Raw genomic sequence first — 11,070 nt, 5'->3', positions numbered from 1 at the left:
CCCGGTAGCTCGTCAGGCTCATAACCTGAAGGTCATAGGTTCAAATCCTATCCCCGCAACCAAAACTTATTCAATGTTATCAGAATGTTAAGCCGCCCCAGTGGGCGGCTTTCTGCGTTTGGGAAACACGCGCAGGAAACACATAGGAAACAGACGAAAAGGTACCGGGGCGCGATTTTGTCCACTTTCACAAATGCGTGATTTAAGAGCGGGGCACCCTGTCGCCTGTTTCAGGGTATGATCCTGTCTTGTCGAGTCAGGACAGTCTGCCCTTCTGCTGTCCGTATCAGGAGACGCACGAGCAGCCATGGCCGCAGACGAACTCACGGGACTGATCCGTTATCTCGGTCAGGAGGACTGGCAGGAGTGTTTTGGCGAAGTGCTCGGCGATCACATCGGTCCGGCGCTGGAAGCGGGCGACATCTCCTTCGAGGAGCTGGCGGAGATGATCGGCCCTGACGTTGCCATGACGCTGTGGGGCTGCGCTTTCGAAGATTTTCTCGGCCAGGACTGCGACGATGGCCGGAACTTCGTCGACATTTACCTCAAACGGCGGGGCTGGAAGGAAGGGCCGCGCAACAGCGCCTACATGCGTGCCCTCAAGGCTTCGGTCATGAGCCTGTATGAAGTCTCGGATATCAAACCCGGCCAGAGCCTGATGGCGCGTGACCTGCTGCGGGGTGGGGAACCCGTTCTGGTGCATGAAGGCACGGCTACCCGGACGCTGGAACAGTGGGACCGGATTGCAGCACGTCTCGTGCCGTCCGATGGAAAGACCATTCTGGCAGGTGGGCTGCTCGCCTATTCACGGGGTGCCTGCGAAGATCTGGCTGCGAACCTTTACATGGCTCTACGGAAAAGACGGGGCAAGGCCGAGTTTCCGAAAGTCGATACGCAGACGCTGCATGAACTTGCGCCGATGTTCACGCTGACCTGGCTGTTTCGGACACTGGAGGACATGGCCCGGCAGATGGAGGGGCCAGCGCTGTTCAATGGGGACGGAGAGGATTTGGTCTTCCACGAAGTGTGTTTCCCGCTGGCAAAGGGCGTGACACAGAAGACAGTGGCGGACGTGCTTGACGGGATCATGGCCCTGCGACCGGAAAACCGGTCATTCTGGAACTGGCTGAAAGAGCCGAGTAATCCCGTGGGCAAGGCTGGACGAGATGAAAACGGGCGGTTCCTGCGCACGGAGATGGATGATGGTGCGATCGTGCTGGGCACGCTGGATCTTAAGGGGCGGCAGTTGCGGCTGCAGGTGAACTCGAAAGAGCGTGCCGAACGTGGCCGTGCCATGCTGCAGGCTGGTCTGGGAGATCTCGTGCGCGCTCCGCTCACGCAGATCATGACGCCAGCGCAGGCGATGGAAGACCGGAGGACGCATGGACGGGAGGTCTCGCCAGAACTGCAGATCCCGCCCGAGGAGGAAGCCCGGATGATCGGGCAGATGCTGGAGCGGCACTATCGGCAGGTGCTTGATGAGCCTGTTCCCGCTCTGGGGGATATGACGCCGCGCCAGGCCGTCCAGACAGCCTCAGGTCGTAAAAAGGTGGCCATCTGGTTGAAGGGTATCGAAAACACTACGGTCCGCGCCCACGGGAGTGGCGGTGCCATGGCTGCCTACGATTTTGGGTGGATGTGGCACGAACTCGGAATCATCAGGCTCAGGAAATAGTCCGCTTCCGCCTCATGTCGGTCGTTCAGCCGAGGTATGCACTTTTCCAATAACGGACAGTCCGATATGATTCAGGTGACTTTGACTGGGCTACGTTTTGGCGACCTGACGTAACGATGATAGACAATTGGAACACTTCGGGCGCGAGATATCAGCCATAATTTCAAGGCAAAAGCATTGAGTAGTTTCTATGATCGACCAATTCTGAACTCGCCCTATCGCGCTCCTAAATTGCACCACCCGCTCGATCAGAATGGACAGCCACTTGAGGGAGAGCCGCAGCAAGGGCGTCGCCCGTCGCGCTTCATCATCCCCGTTCCGGCATCACGGAAGAGGGCGTCGGCCACCCAGGCCTCCCTCGACCTGGAGACCTACACCGAGAATGCGCTGATCAACGAAATCCGCGGCTACATCGAGCGGTGGCGGAACCTGCGCAATCCCGCTGACTGGGGCGTGACTGCCGTCTCCCAGCGCCTCCTGGAGCATTGGCGCCATCACGATTTTGTCGGCCCGCGCCCCTTCTTCTGCCAGATCGAAGCCGTCGAGACGATCATCTGGTTGACCGAGGTCGCGCCCAAGCGTACCACGACAAAAGGGCTTCTGGATCAGATCGGCAATGCCAACGAGGAGGCCAATCCTGAGCTCTTCCGCCTAGCCATGAAGATGGCGACGGGCAGTGGCAAGACGACTGTCATGGCAATGCTTATCGCTTGGCAGGCTGTGAACGCCACGCGCAAGGAATCGAAGGACTTCTCGCGCGCCTTCCTGATCGTCGCGCCCGGCATCACAATCAAGGACCGGCTCCGCGTACTTCAACCGAGCGAACCGGACAATTACTACGAGACGCGCGAGATCGTGCCGCCCGAGATGCTCCCCGACATCCGGCGCGCGGAGATCGTGATCACCAATTATCACGCCTTTCAGCACCGTGAGACGCTTTCCCTGCCCAAGGTGGCGCGCAGTTTCCTTCAAGGAAACGATCCCGAGCCACTTAAGACGACCGAGACCGATGCCGAGATGCTGGCTCGCGCGTGCGGAAAGCTCCTGAACTACGATCGCGTCAACGTCCTCAACGACGAGGCTCACCACTGCTACCGTCACAAGGTAGGAGACGACGCGGAGGGCGCACTGACCGGCGACGACAAGAAAGAGGCGGCCGAGAACGATGAAGCGGCCCGCCTCTGGATCAACGGCATTGAAGCGCTGGACCGCAAGCTTTCGAAGGGGGTACGCGCGGTCTACGACCTCTCGGCTACGCCCTTCTTCCTGCGCGGCTCGGGTTATCAGGAAGGCACGCTCTTCCCCTGGGTTGTCTCGGATTTCAGCCTGATGGACGCTATCGAGAGCGGTATCGTCAAGCTGCCCCGCGTACCGGTGAGCGACAACCTCGTGCAGACTGACACAGTCGTCTATCGCGACCTGTGGAAGCACATCGGCAAGGCCTTGCCAAAGACTGCCGCCGGGGCCGCCAAGCTTAGCCCCTTCGACCTACCCAATATGCTGAAGACCGCGCTGAATGCTCTCTACAGCCACTATGAGGGCGAGTATAAGCGCTGGGAGCGCGCCGGGATCGGCGTGCCACCCGTCTTCATCGTGGTTTGCCAGAACACAGCGATTTCCAAGCTAGTGTTCGAATGGATCGCAGGCTTCGAGCGCGGCGAAGCCGAGGAAGGAGAGCGTGCGGCCTTTCATGTCGGCCATCTGGAGCTATTTCGAAATTACAACGAACAGGGTGGTCGTCTTGCCTATCCGCGGACCCTGTTGATCGACTCCCGCCAACTCGAGGCTGGCGAAGCACTCGACAAGGGCTTCCGGGAAGCCGCAGGTCCCGAGATTGAGCAGTTCAAGCGCGAACTAGCGGCCCGCGAAGGCGCCGGGACTGCCCAGGGCGAGATCAGCGAGAGCGCCTTACTGCGCGAGGTGATGAACACTGTAGGTCGACCTGGTCGTCTTGGCGAACAGATCCGCTGTGTCGTCTCAGTGTCCATGCTCACCGAGGGCTGGGACACCAACACGGTGACGCACATTCTCGGCGTCCGCGCCTTCGGCACCCAGCTTCTGTGCGAACAGGTGGTCGGGCGCGGCCTGCGCCGGCAATCCTATGACCTGAATCCGGAGACCGGCCTGTTCGATGTCGAATACGCCGACATCATGGGGATTCCGTTCGACTTTGCTTCCTCGCCGCAGGTCGCCAAGCCGATCAAACCGAAGCCGGTCACGCGTGTTCACGCGATAAAGGAACGTGAGGCGCTGGAGATCGTCTTCCCGCGCGTCAGTGGCTATCGCCGCGACCTGCCGTCCGAAAAGCTCGAAGCCGTCTTCACCGATGAGAGTAAGTTGGAGATCACGCCGGCCGACATTGGTCCCACTTCGGTCGTCATGGAAGGAATCGTCGGCGCCGGCGTGACGATCACGCCTCAGGTGCTGGAGCGGCTGCGGCCTTCGGAGATCAGTTTCAACCTCGCTAAGCACTTGCTCTACACTAGCTTCCGCGACGAGGATGGCTTCCCGAAGCAGCACCTCTTCCCGCAGATTCAGCGTCTCGCACGCCGCTGGCTCGACGAGGGCTATCTCGTTACCAAAGGCGTCCCGGTCGGCGCGATCCTCTATCAGGATCAGCTCACCCGTGCGGCGGAGAAGATCGACATTGCCTGCACGCGCGCAAGCGAAGGGCACATTCTAGCCGTGCTCGATCCCTACAATCCCAAGGGCTCGACACGCCACGTCAACTTCATCACCTCGAAGCCTTGCTGGAAGACCGGTGCGCAGCCGCCCAGGAGCCATATCAGCCATGTCGTGCTAGACTCCAGTTGGGAAGAGCAGCTCGCCCTGACACTGGAAACCCATCCGCGTGTACTGGCCTATGCCAAGAACCAGGCGCTGGGCTTCGAGATTCCCTATCTCGATAGTGGCGTCACCCGGCGCTATTTGCCCGATTTCCTGGTCCGGCTCGACGATGGCGGCGACGAGCCGCTCAACCTGGTGTTGGAGGTGAAGGGCATCAAGGACGAAGCCGACAAGGCCAAGGCTCAGACGACGCGCGATCTCTGGGTTCCAGGTGTCAACGCGCTCGGCTGCTTCGGTCGCTGGGCTTTTGCCGAATTTCGCAATTGGGCCGCGATGGACGAGGACTTCGCCACGCTGGTCAATCAACTTCTCAAGAAAGTTACCGTCTGATGGCCCGCTCTCCCCGATCCTCCAGCGGCAAGTCCTCCAAACAGATCGATGCCCTCAAGCACAACGAAGCCACCCGGCGGAACATTCCGACAGCGGAGATGGAGAGCTTCTTCCGGCGCGAGGAAGACGCCGCGCCCATGCCGCCAAAGCACTATCCGCGCGGCCGGCCCCTGGCAGAAGGCGAGACGCGAACTCCCGAAGAGCCGCGCCAACCCGAACTGATCTGGAACGGTGCGAAGATCACCATCACTGACGCGCAGATGAAGGAACTGGCGGAAACTGGCACGCTCACCCTCTCCGACGCGCAACTCATCTGGCGCGGAAAGGACCGGCAGGACTGGACCGATCTCGTCGTCAACGTGCCGCCGCTCTACATTCAGGAAAAGATTCACCCCAAGGCGATCATCGACGACTTAAAGCGCCGCACGGCCGAAAAGCTAGAGGCGCAGGCCGAAATGGCCGACCTGTTCGCCGATTTCAACGGCATTACACCCGAGCAGCGGGCGGAGTTCTACCAGCACGACCAGCACTGGTCGAACCGCATGATCCTGGGCGACAGCCTGCAGGTGATGGCGAGCCTGTCCGAACGCGAGAGCCTGAAGGGCAAGGTGCAGTGCATCTATTTCGATCCACCCTATGGCATCAAGTTCAACTCGAACTGGCAGGTATCAACCCAGTCGCGCGACGTGCGTGATGGGAAGCAAACCGACATTAGTCGTGAGCCTGAGCAGGTGAAGGCGTTCCGCGATACCTGGAAGAACGGCATCCACTCCTACCTGACCTATCTTCGCGATCGACTGACCGCGATGCGCGATCTACTGACCGAGAGCGGTTCGATCTTCGTGCAGATTAGCGATGAGAACGTCCATCGTTTGCGGGCGGTCATGGACGAGGTATTTGGAACAGACAATTTTATCGCGCAGATAGATTTCAAAAAAACGGCTGGTCTTGCTTCAGACTATTTAGCATCATCGAAAGATTATATTATTTACTATGGTTTTGACCGCAGGAAGACAAAATTCAGGCGTATTTTCAATACCAAAGAGGCCGGTCAGGAAGGCGCCACGCAATTTAATTGGATCGAGAACGATGAAGATCAGAGCAGGCGAAGCCTCAGTGGGAACGAAGAAGTCCCACTAGGATTCAGTCTGATTTCTCACGACAACATCACATCGACTGGATTTGCCTCGACAACAGATTATCCGCTTGATCTCTTTGGCAAAACATTCCGCCTCAAACAGGCAAATCAGCGGTGGAAAACCACCGAAGAAGGTATGAGGCGCCTAAAAGCAGCTAACCGGGTATTGTTGCTCGGTAGCACACCGCGATACGTCAGAAAGCTAGCGGACTTTCCTGTTTTTCCAATCACGGATGTCTGGCCTGATACAGGTGTTTCAGGCTTCGCCGATCCTCGGTTGTATGTTGTTCAGACCGGGAGCAAGGTCATTGAGCGGTGCGTCCTAATGGCCACCGACCCAGGTGATCTTGTGCTTGATCCCACCTGCGGCTCAGGGACCACAGCCTACGTCGCGGAGCAGTGGGGACGGCGCTGGATCACCATTGACACCAGCCGCGTCGCACTGGCGCTCGCCCGTACACGACTTATGGCTGCCCGCTACCCTTGGTATATCCTTGCCGACAGTCGAGAGGGACAACTGAAACAGGGCGAACTAACCATGCGCCCGCCACCGGAAATAGCCACGCACAACGATATCCGCCAAGGTTTCGTGTATGAGCGTGCACCTCACATCACCCTGAGAGACATCGCCAACAACTCATTGATCGACGACATCTGGGAAAAATGGCAGGCGGTGCTTGAGCCGCTACGCCAAGACCTGAACCGGACGCTCGGCCGGGACCAGCCTTGGGAAGAATGGGAGATTCCGCGAGAGGCCGGCGACCCGTGGGGCACCGAAGCCACTAAGATGCACGCAAAACTGCGTGCCGCGATTGCTAAGGACGATATAGGCAAGAAGTCCAATAACCTGCTGGTAAAGCTGAACATAAAACTTGGCCGGAACTATACATTTCAGACTCTACCTAACCGCCCCATCGACCCGTGGACAAATGACGAAGCCATCCGCCTGCACGGTCAATGGTGGGAGGCGCGCATTGCCCGCCAAAAGGAGATCGACGCCTCCATCGCCGCCCGCGCCGAAGTCGAATATCTCTACGATAAGCCCTATTCCGATCCCGCGCGCATTCGCGTCGCCGGGCCATTCACGGTCGAGAGTCTGTCGCCGCACCGTATCTTGCCAGCCAGCGAGGAAGAACTGAGCGACGACATAGCCGCAGCCGAGGGTCGGCGCTCTCCCGCCGATGCCGATCTGGCGGGACAGGATTTCTCGGCCATCGTCATTGACTACCTCAAGACCGAGGGCGTCAAACAACGGGATAAAGGCGACCGCATCACCTTCGAGAGCCTAGGGCCCTGGCCAGGGAATTTCATTGGCGCCAGCGGCGTGTTCGTCGAAGGCGAGAACGGCCTCGAACGACGGGCCGCGATCCTGATTGGCCCGGAATACGGCACGGTCGGCCGGCAGGATCTCGTGGCCGCTGCCCGCGAGGCGGTAGACAATCGCTTCGACGTGCTGATCGCCTGCGCCTTCAACTTCGACGCCCATTCGTCCGAGTTGGCGAGCCTCGGCAGCCTGAAAATCCTCAAGGCGCGGATAAACCCAGACATGCACATGTCGGACGAGTTGAAGAACACCGGGCGCGGCAACATGTTCGTGGTGTTCGGCGAACCCGACGTCAAAATCCTCGACGACGGTGGCCCGGAAATCCGCGTGAAGGTGAATGGTATCGATGTGTTCGATCCCAACACCGGCGACATCCGCTCGAACGACACGGCGGGCATTGCCGCCTGGTTCATTGACACGGACTACAACGAAGAGAGCTTCTTTGTCCGCCACGCCTATTTCCTCGGCGCCAACGATCCCTATGAGAGCCTGAAGACGGCGCTTCAGGCCGAGATCGACGAGGATGCCTGGGCCACGCTCTATTCCGACACCTCTCGGCCGTTCGAGCGCCCGGAGAGCCGACGCATCGCGGTCAAGGTCATCAATCACTTCGGCGACGAGGTGATGAAGGTCTTTGGAGTGTAACCAATGACACTCCTTCCCGATCATGGCCGCGTGGAATGTGCCCTTTGTCATCGCGGGCAAGCCCATGCTTTCGACGCTACGCGAACAGAAAACAACGGCTGGCGGATCACAGCCAATCCGTTGGCTTGGGGCAATCCGGCACCGGAAATTCTCGTGCTGGGCTTTTCAAAGGGACCGAAGCAAGCCGGAGCTCTGGCCCGTCAGCCACATGACCCAATCGCCTATCGCGGCGGTCGGACCAATCTGGCGAAGATTCTGCACCATATCGGGCTATTGCCTGCCCCTGAAAGCCGACTTGTGGATCAGGCGATAGTGAATAGGAATGGTCGATTTCACTTCGCTTCCCTAATCCGATGCACAGTCGAGCGTTTCGATGAAAAAGAGACGGCTCCCGAGAGGCAATGGAAAGGGACAGGTGGCGGTATGCTCGACAAGTTTGTCGCGCGAGATTTTGGGCAGATCGTTCTGGAAAATTGCACGACTCGCTTTCTTAGCGATTTACCGCCCCAGACGAAGTTGATCCTGATGTCGGGTCTCGGTACGCGCGGGAACTACGTTGCAACATGTCGGGACGCTCTCACCAAGGCACGCCCTGGTCGATGGCGCACGATCAACGAAGTTGCCTACACGGATGACAAGGTTATGGTGGTTCACACTGAGCACTTCGCATCCCAAGGAGCGCTCCTGCCGAATTGGCTAAGTGGTGGGCTCCATGAGCGCGGTCGTCTGGGGTTGTTGGCACGCGAGGGTGTCAAGTTGGCGGTGGGCTAAACATGAATTTTTTGATCGCAGACACTTTCACTGCTTCGTTTAGCCGCCTGTCTGGCCTGGATCAGAAGGCTGTGAAGGCGAGCGTCTTTGATCTTCAGATGAATCCGGCCGGCAACGGCCTCCAGTTACATCGCATCGATAAGAGCAAGGACCCGAATTTCTGGTCTGCGCGCGTGAACCGCGACATCCGCCTGATCGTCCACAAGACCGGCGAGAGCCTGCTGGTTGCTTATGTCGGCCATCACGACGACGCCTACGCCTGGGCCGAACGCCGCCGGATCGAGGCGCATCCGCGCACTGGCGCCGTCCAGATCGTCGAAGTGCGCGAGCGCGTAGAAGATGTCGCCCCACCGCCAACGCTCCATTTCGTCTTCCCCGAGCACGCCAAGCAGGATGAGAAGGCCGACACCGCACCAGCGCTGTTCGCCTCACTGAACGACGACGCGCTGCTCTCGATCGGTGTTCCCGCCGACTGGCTGGTCGACGTTCGCGCGGCAAGCGAGGATGGTTTCTTCGCGCTGGCATCTCACCTCCCCGCCGAAGCCTCTGAAGCCCTCCTGGAATATGCCGCGACCGGCAGGCTGGTCACGCCGACACCAGTTCCCGTCGCGGCCAATCCCTTCGCCCATCCCGATGCCCTGCGGCGGATCAGGCTGATCGCCGACCAGGAAGAGTTGGAACAGGCGCTCGCCTTCCCGTGGGAGAAATGGGGCGTCTTTCTCCACCCCTCCCAAAGGACGCTGGTCGAGCGCTCATTCTCGGGGCCGGCGCGCGTCGCCGGCTCGGCGGGTACCGGCAAAACCATTGTGGCCATCCATCGCGCCGTCCGTCTCGCCCGCGAGACTCCGAGCGCGAAGGTACTGCTGGCCAGTTTCTCCGCGCCTCTGGCCGCGGAACTGGCGAAAAAGGTGCTGGTCTTGGCGCCCGAGACAAGTGGCGTCGTCCCTCGGATTACTACGGCGTCGTTCCAGGGCATCGCTGAGCAGATGTTCCAGCTCGAACATGGGGTGCGGCCCCGCATCGCTAGTGATGTCGTGCTGCGCGAGCGCCTGCGGGCCGCCGCCGCGTCCATCGATCTCAAGGGCTTTTCCGAGCGCTTTCTGCTGTCTGAATGGACCAACGTCATCGACGCTTGGGGGCTGACGTCGCTCGACGCCTATTCCACTGTGCAGCGCATGGGCCGCAAGAGCCGGCTCGGACCCAACCAGCGCGCTCGCCTGTGGCCGGTGTTCCAAGTGGTGCGCGATGCGCTGGCGGCGGAGCGCTACACCACTTGGGCAAATGTCTTCAACGGTTTGGCCGATGCACTTGCTAAGAGCAAGAACAAGCCCTTCGACCACGTCGTCATCGACGAAGCCCAAGACCTTGCCCCGGCCGAGCTTCGATTCTTCGCTGCGTTGGCCTCCGCGAAACCAGATGGCCTGTTTCTATCAGGCGACATCGGACAGCGCATCTTCCAGCATCCCTTCTCGTGGGCGAGCCTTGGCGTCGACGTGAGAGGCCGCTCCTACACGCTCAAAGTCTGCTACCGCACCTCGCAACAGATCCGCAGTGCAGCAGACAAACTGCTGCCCACCGTGCTACGCGATACCGATGGACTGGAGGACGAGCGCCGCGGCATTATCTCGGTCTTCGATGGTCCGACGCCGGAGGTGAAATCGTTCGCCGACGTCGCTGCGGAAGCAGCCACGGTCCGCCAGGCTGTCAAGACTTGGCTTGCAGAAGGGATCGGGTCACGCGAGATCGGCCTATTCGTACGAACGCCGCATCTCGTCACGCGTGCCCGGGCCGCGATTGCCGGGCTCTCTGGCGCTGATGAAATAACAACCGCGCCTATGAGCCTGGCCAAGGGGCTGGAATTTCGCGCCGTTGTTGTGATGGCCTGCGACGAGGGACTCCTACCTTTGGATGAGCGTGTCGCTGACGCCGCCGATGAGGCGGAACTCGACGAAATCTACGAAACCGAGCGCCGGCTGCTTTATGTGGCCTGTACGCGGGCACGTGAGCATTTGTTGCTGACTGGAGTAATGCCTACATCAGAATACCTTGCTGACTTCACTACGTAATATCGAAAATAATTCAAGATTATAAATGGGAATATATAAGATTAAGAGATAATAACTCTAAATATTAATTTGATTTAATTAAGATAAATTATAAAAAATTAAGGTGATTTTATTTATTGTTTTCTTCATTGGTAATCGTATCTGTTGCAATGACTGCTTTTCCAGTCGAAGCATCCTATAGCGGACAATCCGCTCGCCCCCTCATTGGCGACATTTTTCTGCCGGGAAAGGGGCGAGCGTGCTGGCTTGGGTGTAGCCTTCGGAGTCAGAGGGT

Annotated in this window: 5 protein-coding genes; all 5 read left to right on the top strand. The window is 59.2% G+C overall.

Annotated features, from left to right (window positions below):
• Positions 1 to 307: 307 nt before the first annotated feature.
• The 5 genes from J2D77_RS16755 (at position 308) to J2D77_RS16735 (ending at position 10,796) form a co-directional block, all read left to right on the top strand.
• Complete coding sequence (locus tag J2D77_RS16755) at positions 308 to 1,675, top strand: hypothetical protein (RefSeq protein WP_207847659.1); 1,368 nt, start codon at positions 308 to 310, stop codon at positions 1,673 to 1,675.
• Between the two features lie 177 nt (positions 1,676 to 1,852).
• Positions 1,853 to 4,852 (top strand): BPTD_3080 family restriction endonuclease, encoded by a 3,000-nt coding sequence (locus J2D77_RS16750; RefSeq protein ID WP_220556094.1) that lies wholly within the window; start codon positions 1,853 to 1,855, stop codon positions 4,850 to 4,852.
• The gene (locus tag J2D77_RS16745; RefSeq protein ID WP_331000139.1) at positions 4,852 to 7,959 is read left to right on the top strand and encodes a site-specific DNA-methyltransferase; all 3,108 of its coding nucleotides are present in this window, start codon (positions 4,852 to 4,854) and stop codon (positions 7,957 to 7,959) included. Before J2D77_RS16750 ends, J2D77_RS16745 begins: the two co-directional genes overlap by 1 nt.
• 3 nt (positions 7,960 to 7,962) lie before the next feature.
• Positions 7,963 to 8,730 (top strand): hypothetical protein, encoded by a 768-nt coding sequence (locus J2D77_RS16740; protein ID WP_207847657.1) that lies wholly within the window; start codon positions 7,963 to 7,965, stop codon positions 8,728 to 8,730.
• 2 nt (positions 8,731 to 8,732) lie between these two features.
• Positions 8,733 to 10,796, top strand: a complete 2,064-nt coding sequence (locus tag J2D77_RS16735) for a UvrD-helicase domain-containing protein (RefSeq protein WP_207847656.1) — start codon at positions 8,733 to 8,735, stop codon at positions 10,794 to 10,796.
• Positions 10,797 to 11,070 lie beyond the last annotated feature (274 nt).

It is taken from the genome of Acetobacter garciniae (assembly GCF_017377735.1).
GTDB classification, from domain to species: domain Bacteria; phylum Pseudomonadota; class Alphaproteobacteria; order Acetobacterales; family Acetobacteraceae; genus Acetobacter; species Acetobacter garciniae.
The sequence above is the reverse complement of the archived record's forward strand: the minus strand, read 5'-3'. Positions and strand labels throughout refer to the sequence as shown.